The 23,653-nt window shown below is 35.3% G+C and carries 22 protein-coding genes; 12 read left to right on the forward strand and 10 right to left on the reverse strand.

Translation table 11 applies throughout. The features are described 5' to 3' along the window. The first annotated feature begins 42 nt into the window (after positions 1 to 42). Both IIF7_RS03575 and IIF7_RS03580 read left to right on the forward strand, forming a co-directional pair. On the forward strand, positions 43 to 1,227 hold the full coding sequence (locus IIF7_RS03575) for a TlpA disulfide reductase family protein (protein ID WP_084840300.1): 1,185 nt from the start codon (positions 43 to 45) through the stop codon (positions 1,225 to 1,227). A gap of 180 nt (positions 1,228 to 1,407) precedes the next feature. Further along, entirely contained in the window at positions 1,408 to 1,989 is a 582-nt protein-coding gene (locus IIF7_RS03580) for a hypothetical protein (RefSeq protein ID WP_084840301.1), read from the forward strand. A 154-nt stretch (positions 1,990 to 2,143) separates the two neighbouring features. Here IIF7_RS03580 and IIF7_RS03585 read toward each other — a convergent pair whose 3' ends face one another. From IIF7_RS03585 to IIF7_RS03595, 3 genes are all read right to left on the reverse strand, one after another. Further along, positions 2,144 to 3,070 carry a hypothetical protein gene (locus tag IIF7_RS03585; protein ID WP_217806674.1) on the reverse strand — a complete coding sequence of 309 codons (927 nt, stop codon included), beginning with the start codon at positions 3,068 to 3,070 and terminating at the stop codon, positions 2,144 to 2,146. 228 nt (positions 3,071 to 3,298) lie between these two features. After that, positions 3,299 to 3,688, reverse strand: coding sequence for a VOC family protein (locus tag IIF7_RS03590; RefSeq protein WP_084840302.1), 390 nt, complete (start codon positions 3,686 to 3,688; stop codon positions 3,299 to 3,301). 74 nt (positions 3,689 to 3,762) lie between these two features. After that, positions 3,763 to 4,344, reverse strand: a complete 582-nt coding sequence (locus tag IIF7_RS03595) for a Crp/Fnr family transcriptional regulator (RefSeq protein ID WP_084840343.1) — start codon at positions 4,342 to 4,344, stop codon at positions 3,763 to 3,765. Positions 4,345 to 4,512: 168 nt separating this feature from the next. On the opposite strand from IIF7_RS03595, the gene IIF7_RS03600 reads away from it, so the two are divergent. From IIF7_RS03600 to IIF7_RS03615, 4 genes are all read left to right on the forward strand, one after another. Next, positions 4,513 to 5,346, forward strand: coding sequence for an AraC family transcriptional regulator (locus tag IIF7_RS03600; protein WP_084840303.1), 834 nt, complete (start codon positions 4,513 to 4,515; stop codon positions 5,344 to 5,346). 98 nt (positions 5,347 to 5,444) lie between these two features. After that, positions 5,445 to 5,975, forward strand: a complete 531-nt coding sequence (locus IIF7_RS03605; protein WP_084840304.1) for a YceI family protein — start codon at positions 5,445 to 5,447, stop codon at positions 5,973 to 5,975. 64 nt (positions 5,976 to 6,039) lie between these two features. Continuing rightward, positions 6,040 to 6,864 (forward strand): 4,5-DOPA-extradiol-dioxygenase, encoded by an 825-nt coding sequence (gene ygiD / locus IIF7_RS03610; RefSeq protein ID WP_245801505.1) that lies wholly within the window; start codon positions 6,040 to 6,042, stop codon positions 6,862 to 6,864. Between the two features lie 276 nt (positions 6,865 to 7,140). Further along, positions 7,141 to 7,578 (forward strand): lipocalin family protein, encoded by a 438-nt coding sequence (locus IIF7_RS03615; RefSeq protein ID WP_084840306.1) that lies wholly within the window; start codon positions 7,141 to 7,143, stop codon positions 7,576 to 7,578. Here IIF7_RS03615 and IIF7_RS03620 read toward each other — a convergent pair. After that, the gene (locus IIF7_RS03620) at positions 7,575 to 9,359 is read right to left on the reverse strand and encodes an erythromycin esterase family protein (protein WP_084840307.1); all 1,785 of its coding nucleotides are present in this window, start codon (positions 9,357 to 9,359) and stop codon (positions 7,575 to 7,577) included. The two genes, IIF7_RS03615 and IIF7_RS03620, sit on opposite strands and share 4 nt — an antisense overlap. 96 nt (positions 9,360 to 9,455) lie before the next feature. Then, a complete protein-coding gene (locus IIF7_RS03625) occupies positions 9,456 to 10,049 on the reverse strand; it encodes an FEKKY domain-containing protein (protein ID WP_139801259.1) in 594 nt (197 codons plus the stop codon). 286 nt (positions 10,050 to 10,335) lie between these two features. Between IIF7_RS03625 and IIF7_RS03630 the strand changes: the two genes are divergently transcribed. Continuing rightward, positions 10,336 to 11,457: a hypothetical protein gene (locus tag IIF7_RS03630; protein ID WP_084840309.1), complete on the forward strand. Its 1,122-nt coding sequence runs from the start codon at positions 10,336 to 10,338 to the stop codon at positions 11,455 to 11,457. Between the two features lie 70 nt (positions 11,458 to 11,527). On the opposite strand, the gene IIF7_RS03635 is transcribed toward IIF7_RS03630, so the two are convergent. After that, positions 11,528 to 12,067, reverse strand: a complete 540-nt coding sequence (locus IIF7_RS03635) for a glutathione peroxidase (RefSeq protein ID WP_139801260.1) — start codon at positions 12,065 to 12,067, stop codon at positions 11,528 to 11,530. A 184-nt stretch (positions 12,068 to 12,251) separates the two neighbouring features. On the opposite strand from IIF7_RS03635, the gene IIF7_RS03640 reads away from it, so the two are divergent. The 5 genes from IIF7_RS03640 to IIF7_RS03660 all read left to right on the forward strand — a co-directional run bounded on the left by IIF7_RS03640 (position 12,252) and on the right by IIF7_RS03660 (position 20,406). Beyond that, positions 12,252 to 12,845: a TetR/AcrR family transcriptional regulator gene (locus IIF7_RS03640; RefSeq protein ID WP_084840310.1), complete on the forward strand. Its 594-nt coding sequence runs from the start codon at positions 12,252 to 12,254 to the stop codon at positions 12,843 to 12,845. Between the two features lie 22 nt (positions 12,846 to 12,867). Next, positions 12,868 to 13,914 carry an efflux RND transporter periplasmic adaptor subunit gene (locus IIF7_RS03645; protein WP_084840311.1) on the forward strand — a complete coding sequence of 349 codons (1,047 nt, stop codon included), beginning with the start codon at positions 12,868 to 12,870 and terminating at the stop codon, positions 13,912 to 13,914. Positions 13,915 to 13,935: 21 nt separating this feature from the next. Further along, positions 13,936 to 17,040 (forward strand): efflux RND transporter permease subunit, encoded by a 3,105-nt coding sequence (locus IIF7_RS03650; RefSeq protein WP_084840312.1) that lies wholly within the window; start codon positions 13,936 to 13,938, stop codon positions 17,038 to 17,040. A gap of 17 nt (positions 17,041 to 17,057) precedes the next feature. Beyond that, the gene (locus IIF7_RS03655) at positions 17,058 to 18,392 is read left to right on the forward strand and encodes a TolC family protein (RefSeq protein ID WP_084840313.1); all 1,335 of its coding nucleotides are present in this window, start codon (positions 17,058 to 17,060) and stop codon (positions 18,390 to 18,392) included. A gap of 400 nt (positions 18,393 to 18,792) precedes the next feature. Beyond that, positions 18,793 to 20,406 carry a glycoside hydrolase family 43 protein gene (locus tag IIF7_RS03660; protein WP_084840314.1) on the forward strand — a complete coding sequence of 538 codons (1,614 nt, stop codon included), beginning with the start codon at positions 18,793 to 18,795 and terminating at the stop codon, positions 20,404 to 20,406. Between the two features lie 28 nt (positions 20,407 to 20,434). Here IIF7_RS03660 and IIF7_RS03665 read toward each other — a convergent pair whose 3' ends face one another. From IIF7_RS03665 to IIF7_RS03680, 4 genes are all read right to left on the reverse strand, one after another. Next, positions 20,435 to 21,157 carry a LytR/AlgR family response regulator transcription factor gene (locus IIF7_RS03665; RefSeq protein ID WP_084840315.1) on the reverse strand — a complete coding sequence of 241 codons (723 nt, stop codon included), beginning with the start codon at positions 21,155 to 21,157 and terminating at the stop codon, positions 20,435 to 20,437. Continuing rightward, entirely contained in the window at positions 21,157 to 22,203 is a 1,047-nt protein-coding gene (locus tag IIF7_RS03670) for a sensor histidine kinase (protein WP_084840316.1), read from the reverse strand. Before IIF7_RS03670 ends, IIF7_RS03665 begins: the two co-directional genes overlap by 1 nt. Beyond that, a complete protein-coding gene (locus IIF7_RS03675; protein ID WP_084840317.1) occupies positions 22,203 to 22,532 on the reverse strand; it encodes a DUF4907 domain-containing protein in 330 nt (109 codons plus the stop codon). The genes IIF7_RS03670 and IIF7_RS03675 overlap by 1 nt, the downstream gene beginning before the upstream one ends. 125 nt (positions 22,533 to 22,657) lie before the next feature. Next, a complete protein-coding gene (locus IIF7_RS03680) occupies positions 22,658 to 23,653 on the reverse strand; it encodes a Kelch repeat-containing protein (RefSeq protein ID WP_084840318.1) in 996 nt (331 codons plus the stop codon).

Here is a 23,653-nt window from a genome sequence, read left to right on the forward strand (position 1 = left end):
TGAAATTAGTTAATTTGGCATCAAGTTTTAGACTTCCAAAAAATGAATCGAATTTGCTTAAAATCGATAATTACAGTACTAATTTTTTCATCGTTCTGGGCTAGTTGCACGACTGATGTCGCAATTACCGGAAAGATAAAAAATGCACCTTCAAATTATAAGCTTTATTTGATTCGGCCAGAACAGTTAAATGAGGTTGCAGCCTCATTTTTTGGAAATGTTATCGATTCGGCCACTATTGCTGAAGATGGTTCTTTTAGCTTTCAGCAATTTTCAGGGAATTCGGCTTCAGGATTATTTGAAATTGTACTTCAGGCTTCCGGCAAAGCGCCAAATTATTTAATTTCTGAAGATCCAAAAACTTCCAATTATATGCCGGTGATCTTTCAGCAAAAATCCATAAAAATAGCGGCGAATTTCGACGAATTTCAACAAAGTTTTTCCATCGAAAATCCTTCCGAAGAAAATAAAGCCTTGCTTCAACTTAGAGATATAAAAAACAATGCTTATAAAAAATATCTGGCCAATAAAACCTGGCAGATAGAAGATGGCAGCCAGTTGCTCGAGAAAGAGGAAGCGATCTTAAATTATCAAAAATCATTGATGAATTTCGCTGATAACAGCGAACATTTTTTGCCCGCAATGCAGGCTTTACGTTGGGTAAGCCCAGAAAGTGATTTTGAACGTATTCCTGAATTTTTAGTGCGACAATGCCAAAAATGGCAAGAAAAAAATATTACTAATTCCTGGTTAAATGAGCTTTGTGAAATGGGCTCCCGCAAAAATTTACCAGTCTTAATTGGCGATACATTTCCTGAAGCAATGCTGCCATCGATCACTAAAGACAGTCTTTCGATCATCAAAAATTTAGGTTCAAAATTAACGATTATCGACCTGTGGGCATCCTGGTGTGTTCCCTGCCGAAAAGAAAATCGCAAAGTCCTGGTTCCGCTATACGAAGAATATAAAAGCAAAGGTTTAGGAATAATCGCTTATGCTTTAGAAAGCAACGAAAAAGCCTGGAAGATGGCGGCCGAAAGCGATGGCGCCGATGCCTGGATTCAACTTTCAGAATTACAGGGTGACGATACAGATTTCCTGAAAAAAATAAGAATCAGGACAATCCCTGCAAATTTTATTTTAGATAAAAACGGGATCGTTATTGCTAAGAATATTCATGGAGAAGCGCTTATCGATCTGGTAAAAAGTGAAATTGAAAAGGAATGATTTTTAATCATAAAAATCTAGACACGATTGTTTAGTAAACTACCTTGGGTAAGCCCATAAGGCATTCGTTAAAAATAATTTCTTAATTTCGAGGCAAGCCTCGGGGGATTATACCCTTTAGCGGTGCCAATAAATTTTATACTTTTCTAAAAATCATCCATCTTAGTTAGATCAATCAAAATGAAAGCATCTAAAAAACCTTATCTAAAAGGAAAAACCATTTTTATTATTTCCCTAATCGTTATTGCCGTGACCGCTGTAACCGTTTGGCTTACGGGAATTAATTATAATCGTGCACTAACCAGCAATTTTTATATTTCACTTTCGATAATTGGTACGCTGCTATTCGCATTTATGACTTATGGTTTATACAAAGGCTTGGGATTACAAGATGATTTTCCTAATTATAGAAATTATACCAAAGGTTCGCTTTTCAACTATCAGGCCCCGGGAGGCTTCGATTCTACAGACACTGATGTGGGAGATGGCTTAAGCGGACTAATAGTTTCTATACTGCTTTGGATCGTGATGAGCATTTTAATTCTTGTTGCTATGCTCTTGCTAGAAGCGATTTTTTGGTTTTCGCTATTTATCATTATCATGATGCTCTACTGGGTTTTCTTTAGAGCCTTGCGGCAGGTTTTTAAACATGCCAATTCAACTTCAGGTAACTTTACCAAAGCAGTAGCTTACTCATTATCCTACACTTTTCTTTACCTGGGTTGGATCTTCGGAATTGTATTTCTTACTGAAATTATATAAATCCTGACTTGATTTTTTACTGAATTAAAGAAACAGGAAATCCAGAATTTTAGAAATAGACTAATTCAAGAGAAAGCTAAAAGGCATTTTTTTGAAAATTATCTTCGTTTCTAGGTAAGCCTAGGAGTATTTAATCTGGATTATCGAGTAAAATTCAAGATCTAGGTTCCTTATTGTGTGCATAATAAACATCTGCCGGAATGTGATGTCCATGATATACCTTAGCCAAAATGTTGTAAAGTGCAGGATCATATTCTTTCAGATCGCTAGGCGATACGATATATTTTTCGCCATCATAAAACCCGTAATTAGACCAAAACCACCACTGCGAACCCTCCGCCCAATATTCGGCTACGGTGTTAATGGCATATTGGCCTTTGTACAATCCTTTTTCTTTGGCTGCGGTGTAAGCTTTACCAATTTCAGCATATAATTTTGGATCTGTTTTTCGTAACGCGCCCATCATATTATGGCTAAATTCGTGTACCAGAATATTCTCGCCATAATATCGCGTATCTGGGTATCCCAATAAATTTTCCTCGGCGCAACTTGTCACCGTTCCGCCCATTCCACGGGCGCGCTGGTTCCAATATTCTTTATCGGTTTGGCTACCAATTCCGCCTGGTTTATTATAATTTTCACGTTCCCCCGGCGTTAACCTAACATCGTCTATTGCCGGCTTTTTCCAGTCGCTGCGTTCTGGTAGATCGGTTTCCATTTCGGTTTCAGCCATAATTAAAATTCGGGCTCCGCGTTTTTGAAGTTCCTGCCGTATATCGGGACGTTTTACCAGCATAAAATTTACGATATCACGAGCCACAGCAAGCGCATCATCTGGAACTTTTTCTGAAGATACCACCGGAATCCCAAAAGCATCTATATATTTTTTATAAAAAGGATCTAATTTTAAGGAATCTGGCGGATTAGCGATCATCATCTCACGATACAGCTGAAGTGTTTTTGCTTCAGTTGAAACTGCTGCACTGTTTTTATTTTGAGCTTTAGTTGTAAGCGTTTTATTTCCGCAGGAAAGAGTAATTCCGCATAAAAATACAAGACCAGTAATTCTTAAAAATGCCATGAATATTTATCTAATTTCAGTTTAAATTCGTTGTTTTAAAGCTTATTTTCTTCCGAAGAAATTAAAATAAATTACCTCAAAAACTTACAAAATCTTCAATTTAGAATATTTAAAGCATAAGTTGACTGTGCTTCCTTTAAACTGCTTACATATTATTGAAACTGGTTAATATGCTATAAATTTTAAAGAAAACACAGTGCTGATATTGTTGGTTTTGGCCGTACTTTTTTAGTTCATGGAATGGATACCAATCATGTTCCCTTCGGTATCGGTGGCCAAAACAATAAAACCATATTCGCCAATAGACATTTTAGGTCTAAAGACGCTACCACCTGCAGCCTCGATCTTTGCTTCTTCTACACTACAATCGTCGCTATAAAAATAAACGAGCGTACTATTGCCACCAGCTTCGATTCCTTCCACTTGTACCAAAGCGCCTGTTGCCCTGTTTTTAGATTCCATATCGCCGGGAAAAAACAACATTTTCATGGGTGTGTTCATATCTGGCATAGGAATATCAGCCAATTTGATTGAGAAAACGAATTCATAGAATTTTTGTGCCCGGCTCATATCATTTACATAGATCTCGAACCAAACTACAGGATTTTCATTTTTCATAATTAGAAAACTTAAAGGTTAATATGCTAAAATTAAGCGTTCTAACTTATCTAAAACTTGCCATAAGACAAGATTTAGGCTTTTCTAGAAATTTCTTTTCTAATTCGGCTTAAAGAGGTATCGGTAATGCCTAAAAACGAAGCTATAAATTTTAAAGGAGCATTTTTTATAACTTCTGGTTGCGCTTTAACAAGATGTAGATAACGATCTGTAGCGCTTTGGGTAAGCATATTTATTGAATTTTGCTTGGAAATAAAAAGCTGATTAGACATCCATGCCCTTCCCCATTCTGAAAAGCCATCGATAGTTTGAAAAAGCTCGTGAAAATCTGCAATATCGATCTTCCAGGCCACTCCATTTGTAAGCGCCTGAAAATTTTCCTGAGATGGCTGTCTTAGAAACAGCGATGCCACTTCGATTAGAATGTGATTGGCGCTAAAAAACCCAGTGGTAATTTCGTTTCCTTTAAAATCGATCACATACGACCTAAATAATCCTATTTCAACTAAAAAATACGCATTACTTACTTTCCCGGCTTTTATTAGCAAGTCGTTTTTAGAAAATTCAACCGAACTATGCGCGTTGGCTATACGATCGTAATCCTCTTTTTTAATATCGGGATACTTATAGATCTCTTCAAAAAAATGCTTGTTCATTAAAACCGACTTAAATACTTCAGAAAAAAAGGTGTTGAAAATCAACAATTTCAGCATTAAAAATAAGCTTTTTAAAGTTTTTAAAGATTAGGTTGCCGTAAAGATTGAAGGCTTAAAGATATTAAAGCATAAAAGCCTAAATTAGTATGGCGAAACCATAGCTGAAAAATGAATAAACTATTTCATATTTTTAAAGTAGACCTGCAGGAAGCCGAAAAAATCTCTGAGCATCCAGATCTGCCTCATAATCACGAATTCGAGGAATTACTTATTGGTATCGATGGTGCTTTAGAGCATTTTATAGATTTTAATGCCACCACGATACAGGCGCCTTTCGTAAGTTTTGTAACCAAGGGAAAAGTACACCGACTTATCCCAAAACCTGAAAATGGCAAATGTAATATTTGGGGCATACGTTTTAAAAGTGAGTTTATTCCAGAGACTACTTTCCAGCTTTATTCGCTTTATCACAACCAGGCAAATCTTCCATTAGATAAAGATATTTGTTTTAAAAGATTGGTGACATTGTGTGAAATGATGTACGATGAAACGCAGCAAAGTACTGTAGATTATGGGATCATAAGGCAATTACTTGGTGTGCTCTTAAGTATGATCGAGGCCGAAAGGAAAAAACTTACACCGCCAGATCACCAACTTCAAAAAACTCAGCATATTTCGTTTGGTAACTTTTTAACCGTATTAGAAGCGAACTATCACCGGCCGGTTGGAGTGGAGTTTTATGCTGAAAAACTATTTATGTCTTCACGGAATTTGAATCTTATTTGCCAGAATATTTTGAGCCAAAGTGTCTCTGAAATTATTGAAACCCGAAAGCTTATTGAAGCTAAAAATTTATTGATTTCTTCTGAAAAAACAATCTCTGAAATCGCATTCGAATTAGGCTATAACGAAAATTCTTATTTCTCTAATGTGTTCAAAAAGAAGTCGGGACAATCTCCAAAAGAGTTTAGAGAAGAAATGAGAAGCATGCTTACTTCTTAAATCTACAACTCTATTACCGAATAGTGTAAGGCATAAGGCGCTATTTGTTTTCATCTTTGTAGTGTTCAAAATAAATATAACTTTTAAACACAAATATCATGGAAACAGTAAAATGGGTAATCGATCCTGCACACAGTGAAATAGCTTTTAGAGTAAAACATTTAATGATCTCTAAAGTTAATGGATACTTTAGTTCTTTTGAAGGTACTATAGATGGTGAAGACTTTACCAAAGCAAAACTTAGTGCAAGCATCGCTGCTACTTCGATTTCTACACGAGTAACAGATAGAGATAACCACCTAAAAAGTGCCGATTTCTTTGATGTAGAAAACTATCCTAGCCTTAGTTTTGAAAGCACATCTTTATCTAAAATCGATGATGAAAATTATAAACTTACCGGTACACTTAAAATTAAAGATGTTAGTAAAGAAGTAACACTAGATTTAGTTTACGGTGGCGAAAAACAAGATCCTTGGGGTAATACCAAATTAGGTTTCTTAGCTACCGGAACCATAAACCGTAAAGATTGGGGATTAAACTGGAATGCTGCTTTAGAAACTGGCGGAATTATGGTTGGTGAAGAAGTGAAAATTATTGCCGACTTACAATTCCTTAAACAAGTTTCATAATTATATAATGAACAGAAAGAATTTTCTAAAATCCCTTTCATTAATCCCAATAATTGGATCTACTATGAATTTAAGAGATTTAAATAAGATGACTTCTGGCATGAGTAACACGGGTAAAATGCCCGTGTTATTTCTTGGCCACGGAAGCCCAATGAATGCTATTGAAGAAAACGAGTTTGTAGCTTCGTTTAAAAAACTTGGTAAAGAATTGGTGCGACCAAATGCCATTCTTTGTATTTCTGCACACTGGGAAACCCACGGAACTTTTGTTACCGCTATGCAGCATCCACAAACGATACACGATTTTGGAGGTTTCCCGCAAGAATTATTTGACGTACAATATCCTGCGCCTGGCAATCCAGAACTTGCAAAAGAAACAAAAGAGCTTATCACAAAAACCGAAGTTGGTTTAGATGATAAATGGGGGCTGGATCACGGTGCATGGAGTGTTATAAAACATTTATATCCCAATGCCGATATTCCGGTTATCCAAATGAGTATCGATTATTCTAAACCTGCCAAATACCATTATGAGTTAGCGCAGCAATTGCAACAATTGCGCAACAAAGGCGTGTTAATTATTGGTAGCGGTAACATTGTTCATAATTTAAGAATGGTCGCATGGGATAAATTAAATGAAGAATTTGCGTTTGATTGGGCTAAAGAAGCAAACGAAATGATGAAAAACTACATTTTAGATGGAGATCATAAAAGCCTGATTAATTTTCAATCACAGGGAACTGCATTTAATTTAGCCATACCAACACCCGAACATTACATGCCACTTATTTATACACTTGCCTTAAAAAATACTAAAGAAAAGATAGAAGTTTTTAATGATAAGCCAGTTGGTGGTTCACTATCTATGACCTCTTTGAAAATATCATAAAAATTACTAAAAATAACCTTATACTTACACTGTAAGAAAAAACTTATACATGTTAATTTTTTTAATTTAACAAAACACAACTTCCTATATTACAGATATTTAATTTATATTCGCAATACCCGAAATTGTTACATGAATCATAAAATTCGAAAGAATTCTTGATTTTTTTCCTACTTATTTTATTCTAGATACAATCTATATTCCCTTGATTTATCTGGAAAGTTTATGCCCCTGTTTTTTTAAAAATTATTGTTCATAAACTAACCAATGTAACTAATGAATAAAATTAAACAACACTTATTGTTCTTATTTTGCTCTAGTTCGTTACTTATTTTACCTAGCTGTGACAACGAAGAGCGCGAAATGTATGAAGTTGATCGAATCGTAGGATCATGGAAATTAGTTGAAGTATATAGTGTAGATGCCAGTGGCCATGGAGAATGGACACCTGCTGAATACAGCTATTCTTACAACTTTAACGAGGATGGTACATTTACCTCTACACGTTTTTCACAATGCACCACCGGAAATTATTCTATTTACACCGATGAGCTTGCATTAGATTTTGAATGTACCAGTACAGGAATGGGAATTGCCAGTGCATCTTCAACCTATATAGAAGAATTTGATTACGAAGGCAATAATGTTATTTTTATTCCTACCTATCCTGCATGCGACCAGGGATGTAGATTAAAATTTGAGCCTGCAAATTAGTTTTCTATTCCATCCAAAAAAGTTGATAGTTTAGAATTTCGAATAAAAATATAGTAATCGAATAGCTTTTGCGATTCTAATCCCATATTAACAAACTGATCCTGGTTTCCTGAAGCTCCAATAGACTTTTTAAATAAAGGCAAACTATAAAAATTAGATAACAGATAATTATCTAACGTGGCTGCTTTATTTAGAAACCAGGCTATATTGTTTGCTTCTTTCATATAAAAACTTAAATCGTGACAGGTAGATTGCTGTAAAGTATTTTTAGCGCTTAACTCCTTGTCCTTAATTACTAAGAAATTTCCGGTATCCAGCAAATAACCTATGTTTGCATAATCTTTGTCATAAACTTGGTTTAAATAGTCGCCCATCGCATCGCTGTTTTTGGCAAGATGTTGATCATGCGCCCATAGAATGATTTTATCGGTTTGCTCTAAAACGGACTTTACATTTTCAGCCATTAAACTATCTCTCTTTTTGTGGTAAGCCATTCCCGAAAATGTGTTTAAATACAAATTGCGTTTAACATTCTTCAATAATAGTTTGTCTTCAATGAGAGTTTTAGATAGTTTACTAATTTCAGAATCAATCGAGTCTAACAAATCCATATTGTTGGTAAAAGCACTAGATTGATTTTCGATGTTTTCGATTAACTTTTTTATTTTGGTCGTTTCAGAATACTTTTCAGATAAAATCGCTAAGGTTTGGGTAGAAGACTGTACATCTATACCTACTATTTGAACTTTGTTTTTTGTATTCAGATTATAATTCTTCAGCCATAAAATAAAATCCTTAAAAACTTCAGTATAGTACATCCAAAATTCAAGATTTGCGATTTCTGAAACTACTTCTCCATTATTCCCTTCAGACTGAATAAACGAATTCAGCCTTAATGTATTTCCTAAGTAAGATTCAAGTGCTACTATCTTAAATTCTTTATGTTGAATTAAATATTTAATCAATTCGATCTTGGTTTCGTAAATTTCCTGAGTACCATGAGTTGCTTCGCCAATACCAACTACCCTGGATCGATCAAGCTGATTTTCTAAAGTTTTTGGCACAATTATTTTTCCATTTTTATCCTGAAAATCCTTAAAAAATGGCCTTAATTTTTGCTGAATTTGGGCAATTTTAGTTTTCGGTTTAAATATCGAAAGTTGTGAATTTTTTTCGCCATTAACTTCAATTTCTAAATCATCGATCCATGCCTTGCCTTTTCCTTGCATTAAGGCTGAAATACGAATGCCTGATATATCTTCTGAAACTTTTGCTGTAATCTCGACTTTCTGCCAGCCTGTAGTTTTCTTTATTAATTCATCGCTAAATTTGAAGATATCAGGATTTCCCTTCCGGTCATAACTATCACTTAGTAAACGCAGCATCGCTCCTGCATTTTCACCACCCTCAATACTATCTTTTATGTTTACCCATGCAGAATATTTAATCCTGGAATCCTTTGGTATATTTATAGGTAAATGAATGGAAAAGTCGGCAAATTGGTTTGATTGATAATCTAATTCGCCATAAATTAAAAGACTTTTTTCTCCATTTTTAACCTCAGAATCATCCAACTGAATCAAATATCCTTTACCTGTTTTGCTTTTAATACTTGTATCTAATAAATCATCTATTTCGAAATCTAAAATCTCTGGATTAACCAAAGCTTCGCATTCTTCATTTAAATTTTGAGCATAGAAAACGGGAATTTGAAATGAAAAGAAGAAAAATATAAAGTATAAAAAAAGCCTGATTATAAGCTTTTGTAGTTGATAGCACATAGTGATAAGAGCATTAAATACTAAAAATGATCGTACAAATTAGCGAATATTAGTATAACGCTTAGCTCTATTTTTAATTGCCAAACAACTAAAGATTTACTTTGCTTTTAAACCAAATGGTGTTGCGGGTAAGTCTTCTTTCCATTGCTCCCCAAAGTTTTTGGTAAGATAATTGGCCACCTTTTGATTATGAGCTGTTACTCTTTTCATCAGTACAGGATCTACGGTACAATTTTTAGATACTGCGCCTACCACATACTTTTCGCTGAATTCGCTAAAATCTACAGGTTTTTGGTTAATTCCGTTAAAAATAAAATTCATTCCTACACCAAGATCTTCTGGGTTTGCGAGATTTCTATAATTCAATGCAGTTTCAGTAGCAGGTTTCTGTTCTAACCTAATGGTAATAATATTCTTTTTAGAAGTGATTTTGGCAGGATAATACGTATAACTTGTAAAATCTTCAGAATAAAAACCAAACTGATATTTACCCTTTTCTGGCAGTGTGATACTAAAACTTTCTGCGGAAGTAATTTCAATTTCTTTATCTAATTCAGTAATAAAAAAGGTTCCTGAAGTAATAGGAGCATCTGTAGTATTCTCGAAAACAACCTCTGCAATTATTTCTTTGGTTCTGGCTTCAACAGCAATTGACATAAGAAAAACGAACAAGATTAAACTCTTTTTCATAATGATTTTGATTGATGGTTTATAAAATAGACGATCTTAAAAAACAGATGTTGCAAAGTACAATACAAGCAATGAGCTTTTGCTCTTAATACAGATCGAATATAATGATTTTCAAACTAATAGACTATTAAATCTTTTCATTCAACGATTGATCAATTTTGATAAAAAACAATTCGTCGCAACATAAGCGCTAAATGTCGACACATTTATAATATATTCCTAATATTTAGTTTATTCAATTGATTTCTAATTATTTTTGTTTCATAAATAAGCAATAGAATATAAAATGAAAAAATTTTACTTTTTTACCCTATCATTTTTAACGTTCAGCCTTAATGCCCAGGTGGGTATAGGTACATCTAATCCACAAGGCGCATTACATGTATATGAGGCATCTGGAACTGTTGCTACCCCAAACACAGGAACTATAGTTTTAGAACATGCTAATGAAGGTGGAGAATCGTCCATAATTTTTAAAAGTGCCAGTAACGCTGGTAGTGATTATGGATATATTAGATATCAGGATAATGCAGGTGGTAATGGCTCTAGTAATGAAAACGGACTATTAACCATTGGAATAGAAAATGATGGCGCACCTAATACTACAACCTGGCAAGATGATATTAATATCCATGCATCGGGTTCTGTTGGTATAGACAATGCAGCTCCTAACCCAAGTGCATCTTTAGATTTAGGTGCTACAAACAAAGGACTTTTAGTTAACCGCGTAGCACTATCTAGCACTACAGATGTATCTACAATGGCTGCTACCCCACCACTTGGTTTGCTTGTATTTAATACTAGAAATGTAAATGATGTAACTCAGGGCTTTTACTATTATAACGGCAGTAGATGGGTTCGTGCTGGGCATAATACCTTTTCTGTAGAATACAATCAAACCAGTGAAGTTAGAGCAAGTTCTAACAATTCTACTTATGTTAATTTACCAGGCTTAAATGGTACATTTACAGCTCCATACACCGGAACATACCAATTTATCATCAGCGCTTATTACGCATCAGGAGCACCAACAAATGCAACATTTACTGAAAACACAAGTTATAGTTCATCCCATCGCCATACTGTTACACAATATCAGGATGGTGCCAGCCAAGGATCTGTTCGATTTATGGTCAATAACAATGTTATTAAAGAAAAATATATAACCTCTGTATCAAAATCTTTTCCAGGAAATACATTTTACAGCCTGGGTCAAAATACCACTATGGTAGCAAATGTAAGTATGGTTGCAGGAACAACTTACACTATCAATGTGCAAGGAAGAGAATGGGTTAAATATAATTCTAGCGAAGGCTATTTTGGGAGATCTACCAGCGTCTATGTAGGTGCAGATGGTGTTTCTGATGCGCAATATGCTACAATGAGTATAACTTTAGTGCAGCAATAGTACAGGGTTTTAAAAAGCAAAAAAGGGTAATTTGATTACCCTTTTTTGCTTTTAGATATTTTAAGCAGAATTATTTCTGAATCCAACTAAGGATCGAATTATCACCTGGCACAACATTCGAGTCTTTTACCGCGACAAGTTTCCCGTCTCTATCGATCAGATATTTCTGAAAATTCCATTTTACTTCAGAATCTTTGAAACCATTTTTAGATTTCTCTGTTAAAAACTGATATAATGGATGCTTTTCTTCTCCTTTCACTGTAATCTTTGCCATCATGGGAAAATCTACTCCGTAATTTTTCTGGCAAAATTCTGAAATTTCTTCATTACTCCCCGGCTCCTGGTTTCCAAAATCGTTAGATGGAAATCCAATAATTACAAAGTCATCATATTTATATTGCTCGTAAATACGCTGCAATTCGGCATACTGCGGCGTATATCCACATTTACTCGCCGTATTTACAATCATAACCTTTTTCCCTTTTAGCGAACTTAGATCGAAAGTTTCCCCATTTATATCTTCAACCTTAAATTGATAAATCGTCTTTTCGTTTTGAGCGAAAAGGCTTGTCATACACATCAAAGCAAGTATTAAAAAAGATCTTTTCATTTTCTGTATTTTAATTTCAGTCTAAAGTAAGTATTTATTTTAAAATCCAATCTTTAAAATTCTACATTCCCCATTCACTTTTTTAGACATTTAGACTAAAAATTAACAACTTAGAAAGATTTAATTTTAGACATAAATTGTAATTTTGTTTAAAATTAGACATAATTTTAATTTTTGTCGAAAAATGGATTCTAAAGAAGATTTTGTAAAAATGCAGATTATAGAAGCCTCCAAAACCGTATTTAGAGATCACGGTTATAAAAAAGCGACTATGGATCATATCGCTAAGGCTTCAGAAAAAGGGCGAAGTACTTTATATTATTATTTCAAGAATAAAAATGAAGTTTTCGAAGCCTTCGTAAAGAATGAATATGAAAAACGAATTCAGGAAACTTCAAAAAATGTTTCAAAAGAATTCAGCATCGAAAAAAACCTTTCTAATTATAGAAAGATAAAACTAGAACATCTAATCTCGCTTTCTAACACCTACACCTATTTACTCACAGATCTAAAAGAAAACACTAGTTTTTTATATCAGCTTTTAGACGGTATTAGAACCGAAGAAATTAGCATTATCGAAGATTGTATTCACTGGGCGATCGAAAAACAAGAAATTAAACCTGTTCCCAAAAAGGACATCAATTTTTTGGCCCTTGCGCTGGTAACGGCAACCGATAGCCTTGAAAAAGAAATTTTTCTATATCAGCGATTTTCTAACGATATGTTCGATCGATTAGAGTGGATTAATCAATTAATGATCAAAGGACTTCAAAACTAAACTTATCCTAATCTTATTTAATATGCGTAACATTTGTCCCACATTGTTTGCGATTCTTGCTTTGCTTGCCATTAGTTGTGGCGAAAAAGAGAAATCTGTTGCTATCCAACCAATCGCTGTTAAAACGATTACTATTGGTGAACATGCTAATTCACTAAATACCAAAAACACTGGTTTTACAGGTAAAATTATTGCCAGTAAAACAGTAAATCTTAGTTTCCAAATAGGCGGAACGATTGAAGTTATTAATGCCGAAATGGGCGATTTTGTACAAAAAGGTGAGCTTTTAGCCCAGGTAGACGTTACCGCTTATAGAGAACAATATGAAGCTCGTAAAGCGCAGGCCGATCTTGCCAAAGAAAATTACGAACGTATAAACGAAGTGTACCAAAAAGGAAGCATTGCTGAAATTAAAATGATCGAAGCGCGATCTAAATACAATCAAGCAAAAGCAGCGGCCAATGCTGCATTTCAAAATGTAAAACACAGTAAATTATATGCGCCTTTTAGTGGTTATATTGGTGCTAAAATCATGGAATCTGGCGATTTGGCCAGCCCTGGCAGACCTGTTTTTCAATTACTAAATATCGATACCGTAAAAGCGGCTATTCCCGTGCCAGATGCTGAAGTAAATCAACTAAAAAAAGGAGATAGCGCAAAGGTGAAAATCGATGCTTTGGGGGATGATTTTTTCTTCGGAAAAGTGGCTGAAATTTCTATACAATCCAATCAGCAAAATCCGGTTTATATCGCACAAATTCTTCTGGAAAATCCAGAGAAATCAATAAAACCAGGAATGTCCTGTACAGCGCTTATCGATTTCAATCAAAATCAAAAATCAGATGATTCTGAAATTATTTTGCCTATTGAAGTAGTCTCAGTAACCGAAGAAAACGAATATTTTGTATTTGTTGCAGAAAACGGAAAGGCTAAACGAAAGCAGGTTAGCACAGGAAAGCTTTACAGCAATGGCATTGCCATAACTTCAGGTTTAAAAGCTTCAGACCAGGTAATTACTTCGGGATATCATAAACTTACCGATAATACCCCAATTAAAATTGCCCAATAATTTAAAAGACTCGTTTAGATTATGAAAAAGCAAAACAATTCTATCATAGAATGGGCAATGCAAAATAAATCATTTCCGCTTGCCGTAGCTCTTCTTCTGGTAAGTATAGGACTATTTGGTTTATTTAATATGCCACGGAATGAATTTCCAGATTTTACCATTAGGCAGGGATTATTAATTGGCTATTATCCGGGAGCAAATTCAGAAGAAGTAGAACAAGAACTTACCAGCAAAGTTGAAGAGTATCTTTTTAGTTTTAATGAAGTAGACAAAACCAAAACCTATTCGTATTCTCAGGATGGCCGCATGTATATTTATGTTGAAGTTGCCAATCGCGTAGATGAAGACGCAACCGAACAATTTTGGAATAAATTAAAAAACGGCTTATTAGTTTTTCAGCAACAACAACTGCCAGCGGGAGTCCGCGGAATTCTGGTAAATAGTGAATTTGGAAGTACCGCAGCCATGATCCTCGCGATACAATCTTCTTCCCGCCCCTATAAAGACCTGCAACATCACGTAGAAGATATTGAAGATAACCTGCGACAATTAGAAAACGTTGCAAAAATTAGCCATGACGGTGGTTTAACAGAACAAATTGCGGTCTATACCAATCAAAACAAACTAGCCACTTATGGGATTAGCCCAGGAATGCTAATGCAAAGTTTGCAACAACAGGGAAGCATTAATCCCGGCGGAACTTTAGAGGGAAATGAATTTGACCGGCCAATCCACATCGATACTTTCTTAAAGGATGAAACTGATGTTGCCAACCAAATCGTGCGTACCGCTAACGACGGAAGCATAATTAGAGTAAAAGATATTGCTGAAGTTAAACGGGAATACGAAGATCCAGATGCTTTTACCAAAACCAATTGTACCAAAGCCATGATCATTACTTTAGAAATGGCTAAAGGGAATAATATCGTTCAGTTTGGAAAAGAGATCGAAGAGCGTTTACATACCATCGAAAGCAATCTGCCTGAAGATATCGAAATTGTGAAAATCGCAGATCAGCCTGAAGTAGTCCATAGCGCTATTGGGCATTTTATGAAAGAATTTGGTTATGCGCTAATTGGTGTGATCCTGGTCGCTTTATTCCTGTTACCATTTAGAGTCGCATCTGTAGCTGCAGCAACCATTCCCATTACCATTGCCTCTACGCTTGCCGTAATGTATATGCTGGGAATGGAATTAAACACGGTAACGCTCGCAGCGCTTATTATCGTTTTAGGAATCGTTGTAGACGATCCTATTGTGATTATAGACAATCATGTTGAAAAATTAGATGAAGGCGAATCGATTTGGAAAGCGGCTTATCACAGTGCTTTAGAACTTTTTCCTTCAGTATTTACGGCAACTTTAGCGATTTCAGCAACATTTTTACCTTTGGTATTCTTTTTAAGTGGTACGGCAAAAGACTTTTTAAGCACCTTCCCTTTCACGATTATGATCGCGTTGTTTTTATCACTGGCAATTTCAGTTTTAATCGTTCCATTTTTTAATACGGTTTTTATTAAAAAAGGACTTCATAACGATAAAAAAGCAGATAAGGAAAACAAAAAATCGATGTTAGATCGTTTGCAGGGCTTTTTTAATGCTTCACTTAAAAAGGCGATGAAGCACTATCGATTAAACCTTGCCATTGGGCTGGCATCTGTCATTTTGGGCATCATTTTGTTTTCAAGCTTAACCCGAGAACTTTTCCCAATTATTGAACGAAATCAATTTGCGATAGAAGTTTACCTGGCTAAAGGCAGCAATCTTGATGAAACGGCAAAAGTGGTTAACCAATTTGAAGAGAAAGTTCTTAAAGACGATGAACGTGTTTTAAACTATACCAGCTTTATTGGTGAAAGTTCACCACGTTTTCACATGGTTTATGCTCCTAACCTACCGGCTAAAAACTTTGCGCAAATTCTGGTAACCACTGCTTCTGAAGATGCTACTGAAGAAGTTTTGAAAGATTACGATGAGCATTACGCAAAGATGTTTCCCAATGCTTATTTCAGGATGAAACAGCTAAATATGGTTAACAAACCGGCGCCTATAGAGGTTCGTTTATACGGAAATGATATTAGCCAGCTTCGAGCTTATGGAGACAGTATTATCGATCTAGCACGGCAAACTCCGCAAACCATTTGGTCTCGTACCAATTTTGGCGAAATGGAGAAAACCATAAATATCGACATTAAAAAAGATGAAGCAGCCCAATTAGGATTAAGCAAAGAGAATATCGCGAACACTGTTGCCATGTATATGGAAGGCCTAAACGCTACAAAGATCTACGATGAAGATTATGCGATTCAGGTAAAAATTAAGGCTGAAAATAATAAATCTCAAACAGTAGCAGATCTTAATGAACTTGCTATACTTTCAGCAAAAACCCAGAGTATGGTTCCGCTTAGGCAGGTGGCAAATATAGAGCCCGGCTGGCAGGAAGAGCAAATAACACACCGTAACGGGATGCGCTGTTTAACGGTTAGAGTAGATATTACTAAAGGTGCTGTTGCCAATGTGGTTTTAGAAAAACTAAGACCAAAAATCGACAATCTTGATATTCCTAATTCGATAAGAGTAGATTATGGTGGCGAATTCGAAATGCAACAGGAAAACCTCGTACCAATGGGAATTTCGCTATCGATTAGTGTTTTGGTGATATTCCTAATTCTTATCTGGCATTTTAAATCTATAAAACACGCCAGTCTTAGTTTTATCACGATGCCGCTAAGTATTTTGGGCGCTGCCCTAGGATTAATGCTAATGCAGTATCCATTTGGATTCACTTCGTTTTTGGGAATTTTGGCACTATGTGGAATTGTAGTCAGAAACGGAATTATCCTAATTGATTTTGCAGACGAACTTCGGTTTAAAGAAAATTATAGCGTTAAAGATGCCGCTATTTTAGCAGCACAACGAAGAATGCGACCTATTTTCTTAACCTCATCTGCCGCCGCAGTGGGTGTTATTCCAATGATTATAAGTCGATCAAGTTTATGGGGACCATTGGGAACCGTAATAGCATTCGGACTCATGATTTCGATGGTACTTACGCTTTATGTGTTACCAGCATTATACTGGATGTTCTTTAGAAATACTGAAGAAAAGAAAACTGAAAATGCTTAAACCTGAAATTGTTAAAAATGAAGACTAATTTTTCGATACATAAAAAACAGCTTTTATTTTTTCTAATCTTAGCTGTTACTTATACCAGCAATGCGCAGGAAACTAAAATTACGCTGAAAGAAGCTAAAAATGCTGCACTAAGGTATAGTCACGATATTAAAAACGGAAATCTTAAAATCGAAGAGGCCAACGCGCAACGAAAAGAAGCCATAGCCCATTATTTCCCAAACATTGAAGCTTTAGGTGGCGCTATTTATGCTTTTAATAATATTATAGATCCCATCGCAATGCTGGGAATTCCTGAAATTGATAATGTATATCTAGCATCGGCCACAGCATCTGAAGTTGTTTTTGCCGGTGGTAGCGTTAGAAATTCAAATAAACTTGCAGAAATACAGGTAGAAGCCAATAAAATTAGAGCAGAGCAATCTATAGATTCGGTTATTTTAACTACTGAAAATAAATACTGGCAACTAGTACAATTGCAGGAACAACAAAAAGTAGTTAAGGCTTCTAAGGCTTATTTAAACGAGCTTTTGAAACAACAACAGGATTTATTGGATGCCGGATTGATTGCAAAAAATCAATTACTTCAGGTAAAAGTAAATAGAAGTAAAGTTTTACTTAATGAAAGTAAACTTTCTAATTTGCGAAAACTAGCGCTATTAGATCTGGCCTTATACACAGGTTTAAATTACGACACTACCGCTGTGGCTGTAGATACTTTGCATGAGGTTATTCCACCAGAATTAAAATACGAGCATACCACAAATGTATCTGCAAACTCTAATTATCGCTTGTTAGATGAGCAAATTCAGGCTTCAAAATTACAAACAAAACTGGCCAAAGCAGAAATGCTGCCTCAGGTTTCGGTTGGTGTAAATGCAGTAAAATACGGCACTTTTAGTACAGGATTAGATTCTGATATTCAACCAATGGCATTTGGTCTTGTACGTATCCCGATTTCTGCATGGTGGGGTGCTGAAAAACAAAAAGTAAAGCAACAGGAAATTAAAGAAGAAATTGCGGTAAACCAGTTAAAGAAAGTTCAGGATCAAATTACGATTGGCATTATGCAAAGCTGGTACGATTTACAAAATGCCTACAAACAAATTGAATTTGCTGAAGAAAACCTGACTTATGCTGAAGAAAATTTAGAAGTGCACCGGGATAATTACAACAGCGGTTTAAACAATCTTTCAGACCTACTTGATGCACAACGTTTAGAGCAGGAAGCAAAGACAGAACTGGTTAATGCATTCGCAAATTACCAAAGCAAGGAAATAGTTTACCTGTACAGAAATAACAAACTTGAAGCTCCAGAATTAGAAGAGATTTCCAGTTCAAAATAACCAATTTTTATTACACCGAGATTCAATAAAAATAAGATCTGTTTTTATTGAATCTCGGTGTATTGTTTTGTTTAATTTTTCTTCGGAAATAAGCTGATATTTTCTCATTTAAAGTTTGAGATTTTTATTTTTCAATAAATAGAATAGCATTTTTTGAAGAATTCAGCTCATTTTTGGATGAGTTTAGGCAGTATAGATCACCAAAACCTTTCTGCATAGTATCAAAAACTTTACGTTTTGTTTCAAACTAGCCTTATAGCATGGTTTGCAGTCTAGCTTCAAAAAAATTCTGCCTTATTTTACCTAATTTTAGATCAAATAGGACTAAATTTTTCAGTCTTCCAAAATCTACAAATGATAGATTCGGCTTAAAAATTATTCCGCAGAAATTAGCAATTTTATGAGACGCTCGTTTGTCATTTTTTTCAGCTTACTTATTTTCAACAGTATTTATATTTATTCTCAATCGGCACAAAATCCAGTGATCTTTGCAGATGTTCCAGATGTAAGTACCATTAGAGTTGGGGACACATATTATATGAGCAGTACTACGATGCACATGAGCCCCGGACTTCCTATCATGAAATCTAAGGATCTTATAAATTGGGAAATGGCGGGTTATGCTTATGATCGCCTTGTTGAAAATGATAAAATGAATCTGGAAAATAATGAAGAAGCCTACGGAAAAGGTTCCTGGGCCAGTAGTTTACGTTTTCACGATGGTTATTTTTATGTATCAACTTTCTCTGCCACTACCGGAAAAACCCATGTTTATAAAACCGATTCTATTGAAAAAGGGAACTGGGAATCCTATGCTTTTGAGCCGGTTTTGCATGATAATTCGCTATTTTTTGATGACGACGGAAAAGTCTACATGATCTATGGCGGTGGAGAAATTAAACTGATAGAATTACTGCCTGATGCTTCTGGCATTAAACCCGGCGGAATCCAAAAAACAATTATTGAAAATGTGAATATGGTTTTTGGTGAAGATGAAGTTGGCGGACTTCCCGGTGAAGGTTCACAGGTATTTAAAATTGATGGCAAATATTACATTTTTCATATTGCATCTCCCAAAAGTAAATGGGCACGCAGCGTTATTATTCATAAAGCCGATAAAATCACAGGACCTTACGAGGGTCGCCTGGCTTTGCAAGACGATCATGTCGCACAGGGAGGTATCGTAAATACAACAAACGACGACTGGTATGCGATGCTTTTTGGAGATCGTGGAAGCATAGGAAGAATTCCTTATCTGGTTCCTGTAGAATGGAAAGACGGCTGGCCAGTTTTAGGTGAAAATGGAAAAGTACCAGAGACTTTAGAGCTACCCAATAAAAAAACTAAAGTGCCTGCAATTGTTGCTTCAGATGATTTTGAACGTAAACCCGGTGATACTAAACTTCCGTTAGTATGGCAATGGAATCACAATCCAGATAATGATCATTGGGAAATCTTAGAAAATCCGGGGCGTTTACGAATAACTACTGGCCGAATTGACGCTAATTTACAGTCGGCTAAAAATACCTTAACACAGCGAACTATAGGACCAAAAAGTTCTGCGACCACCAAAATAAATGTCGCTAATATGAAGGATGGTGATATTGCTGGATTAACTGCTTTTCAGAATAAATATGCTTACGTAGGTGTAAAAAAGGAAAACGGAAAAACATCGATCGTGATGGTAAAGTCGATTTTAGGAATCGAAAATGAAGATAAAAAACAGGGAATCGTTATGATGAGTACTGTTAGTGAAAATTTTGAAGCTGTAGAAAGTACTCCACTTAATAACGACGAGGTTTTTCTTAAAGTTTCATGCGATTTCACTAATGATAAAGCTGAATTTTATTACAGCCTCGATGGTGAAAACTGGCAAAACATTGGCGGTTCTCTACAGATGCTTTACACTTTTACAAAACATTTTATGGGCTATCGCTACGGCTTATTTAACTATGCTACAGAACAACCGGGAGGATATGTAGATTTCGATTTTTATACTATTGAAAAGAATTAAGATTTAATCACGATTGAAACGTGAAGAATTATAAACCTAGAGTTTCAAAAACATTTTTTTTATAGGTTTCCCCTATCGAAATTCTATTGGTTCCTATGATCAATTTTCCTTTTCTATAGGCTGAAATCGCATCGATATTCACTAAGAAAGACCGATGAACTCGAAGAAAATTTGATGGTAGTTTCTGCTGAATTTCATTGAAGTTCGAAAGCGTTAATACCGCTTTAGATTCAGATTTTAGATGAATCTTCAAGTAATCTTTTAATCCTTCAATAAACAGGATATTCGAGGTTTCCAGCTTAATATTTTCGTATTCAGCTTTTACAAAAATATAGTCTTTAGGAGGAATAATTTCGGTTACTTTAGTAGGTTCTCCTACGTTTTCTCTACTTTTTTTCAGCTCATAAACTTCCCTTGCTCTGGATACCGCTTTTAAAAATCGTGAAAAAGGGATTGGTTTTACCAGATAATCTGTAGCGTTTAAATTAAAACCGTCTAAAGCATATTGCGGATAAGCCGTTGTAAAAATAAATTGAGGAAGATGATCTAAGGTTTTTACCAGATCGATCCCATTAAGATTCGGCATTTCGATATCTAAAAATACCAGATCGATCTGATGCTGTTTTAGAATACGAATAACTTCTAGTGGATTATTAGTGGTTTCAACAATATTAATATCTCCCACCTGCTCTATGTAAGAAACAATAACATCTACCGCCAAAGGCTCATCATCTACAATAAGACAGTTCATTAATTCAACTTTAATTTTAAAAATACTGAAAAATAATCTGAATCATCTTCGATCTTCAGGCTGTACTTGTTAGGATACAGCAAATTAAGCTGTTCTTTGGTATTCTTTAAACCAATACCAAAAGTTTCATTAGCCTTTTTCTTACGTCCAACAATGTTTTCGCATTTAAATTGAAGCTCATTTTGTACAATTTCGATCTCAATTTTTACCAGCGTATTTCCTTTAAAATCTGTGCCATATTTAAACGCATTTTCGATAAACGAAATTAGTAATAAAGGTCTTATTTTTTGCTGATTTAGTTCTCCGCGAATATTAAGTTTTACATTCTCGTTATTTGCAATGCGTAAACGCTGCAAGCGCAAGTAATTCTGAATATATTCTACCTCATCTTTAAGCAAAACAAACTCCTGATCTGCCTGAAATAACATATAACGCATTAATTCTGAAAGTGTGATCACCGCTTCAGGAGCATCATTAGATTTTTTTGAGGTAAGACTATAAATACTATTTAGAGAATTGAATAAAAAGTGAGGATTAAGCTGATTTTTAAGGTAATGTAATTCAGTTTTAGCCTTCTGAGATTCGATTTCCTTTCTATTTCTTTCGTTTCTAATCCAGGCTTCATAAACTTTTATAGCAGTTCCCGCCATGATAAAAGCCAAATGAATGATTACCGGAAGAAAAAAGAAAAAACGCGGACCATTATCTGGTGGCGGAGGCATATTTCCTTGCCCTGCATCACCAAATTCGTGTTGCATTCTTGGAGGTTCTGTCATGCTATAATGACTTATCGCAAAAACCAAAAATGCCAATCCTATTACCGATATTACATAAAAAAAGGTCTTCTCTTTCAGTAATAATTTTGGCACCAAAATGCCATAATTGAAATAGAAAATAAAAATATTAAAAGAGAGTACCAAAAGGGAATGAAATTCAACCGTACCTCGATTTAAAACTCCCTGAAGTATGTTGAAGATGATAAATGTGATCCATACAGAGATATGAATAACAATTTTACGCTTTCTTTCCAGAGTAAAAGTTCCCATTATGGATTACATTTAATATGAATTCCCAAATCACTAATTTCTTCAGAAGTAACACTGGGGCTAGATCCATAATTAAGCTTTGTATTTACCAGTCTGGCTACTTTCTCGGCATCTTCAGCACTACAAAATTGCTGCTTCGAGCTTAATCCCGGGATATATTGTTGCTTAATCACGATCTTTTTATTTATCAAAATATCATATCCATAGCCTGAACCGTTCTCAAATACTTCATACTTAAAGTTATCTGGCGGAGCATCCTGAATTTCAAAACTAAATAAAATAGCCAGTAATATTCCGCAAAGAAGAAAAATTTTAAATGCTAGTTTCATTCCTATCTTTTTAAATAATCGCTTATAATTAATAACCGGAGCTTTTAAAAGGTAATAAATTTACCACACCAATGCTAGTTCTAGAACCTTCAAAAACTCCGGATTACATGAGCTAAATCAAACAATTAATCTTCATCATCGTACTCCTCTTGTGGATGTAATTCGTAAATATCATCCAGGTATAAACTTCCAGATCTTCCCATAAGTACAAAAGCTTTGGATCCTGTACTAAAACTTACCGCATCCTGTCTTACCGTTGCTTCAAGATCTGTAATCTCTTCCCATTCATCTGTTAAAGGATCATACTCCCAGGTACTGGTCATGGCTCCACCGTTATAACCAGAAGACAAATATCCCATTCCATCGATGCTAAAACTTACAGCATTAGATCTTGTTAGATAATAATCATCTTCTTCGTCCAGATCTGTTAATTGCGTCCAGGTTTCAGTTGCTGGATCAAACTGCCAAAAATCTTCTTTGTACAAACCATTACTAACTCCGGTTCCCATATACACATAATCATCGATGGTAAAACTAGTGGCATATCGTCTTTTTTCTCCTCCAAATCCAACAAGCTCGCTCCACTCGTCACTAACAGGATCGTATTTATAAAAATCTTTTTTATCGTTATCACCGTCGTTTCCGGTTCCCATATAACCATGAGAATTAATACCAAAAGCCACAGCGGCGATACGGTTCCCGCCACCAAAATCTGCAATTGGCGACCAGGAGTTAGATCCTGGATTATAGGAATAAAAATCGCTAAGTTCGTTATCCCCATCATAACCAGTTCCTACATAACCAATACCATCTAAAGCAAAAGCACTTGCGGCACTACGCGGTGTACCAGGAAAATCTGCAACCTGCTCCCAGTAATCCCCTTCGATATGATACGCCCAAAAATCGTTCATATAATCGTCCCCGTCGTAACCGGTTCCCATGTACCCCAAACCATCAATGGTAAAGGAAACCGCGTTACTTCGAGGAACTCCATCAAAGACGCTGCGCCTAACCCAGTTTCCTCTTTCGTAATCATCATCGTCACTAGAGCATCCCTGAAATAGCATACTTATTGCCGCTAAGGCGATCAAAAAATTCTTTTCTTTAAAATGTAATTTCAT

Source organism: Zunongwangia atlantica 22II14-10F7, from assembly GCF_002094855.1.
GTDB lineage: Bacteria > Bacteroidota > Bacteroidia > Flavobacteriales > Flavobacteriaceae > Zunongwangia > Zunongwangia atlantica.